1 protein-coding gene is annotated in these 637 nt (G+C 61.2%); it reads right to left on the bottom strand.

All coding sequences use genetic code 11. The features are described from left to right. On the bottom strand, window positions 1-637 hold a 637-nt coding region (locus DEIPH_RS16910), incomplete at both ends, for an IS982 family transposase (RefSeq protein WP_051517477.1).

The raw sequence follows: 637 nt of genomic DNA, 5'->3' as shown, positions 1-637 counted from the left end.
CTAAGACGACACGGAGCCGCAGGCCGGGTAGCGTCTTGGCTTGGACCGAACGCACCTGACCTGCAACGAGTTGGGAGAAGACCGTTTCGATACGTTTCCGGAGTTTGGGGTGGCGGGAGTCCCGCCACCCCGTGTCGTAGCGCGTGTTTTTCTTGGGCGGAAAGACGAAGCCCAGCGCGGCGTAGCCCTTGTCCCCAATCACCTTTGGACCACCCCACGCTGCCCACTGTCGGTTCAACTCGTAGGCCACCGTCATGTCGTGGAGGTTGGCAGGTTGTAGGAGGTACTGGACGACTTTTCCTGTCGTGGTGACCCAGGCGTGTAACTTGTAGCCGTAGAAGTCGCCCTGGGTCCCGTAGCCCCATCGCGCGCCCGGAAACGCACAGCGTTTCGTGCGTTTGGGACGGCATACCGGTAGAGGCATCGAGTCGATGATGACCTCGGCCAAGTGTTCAGCCGAGTGAACGACAGCTTCCAGACGCGCCAGAAGCCTCACGCTGCGTGTGTAGGCCTGGGTGTATGAGGGAAGACCGGGGCGGTCTTCCCGAAGCAAACTCCACCAGATCGAAGCGTAGGGCACCTTGAACACGAACCGGCTGAGCAGCAAGGCGATCAGCCAGGCGTCGGTGATCTTCTG

The sequence above is a fragment of the Deinococcus phoenicis genome (assembly GCF_000599865.1).
In the GTDB taxonomy this organism is placed as follows: Bacteria; Deinococcota; Deinococci; order Deinococcales; family Deinococcaceae; genus Deinococcus; species Deinococcus phoenicis.
This window is presented reverse-complemented; position numbering and strand designations above follow the sequence as displayed.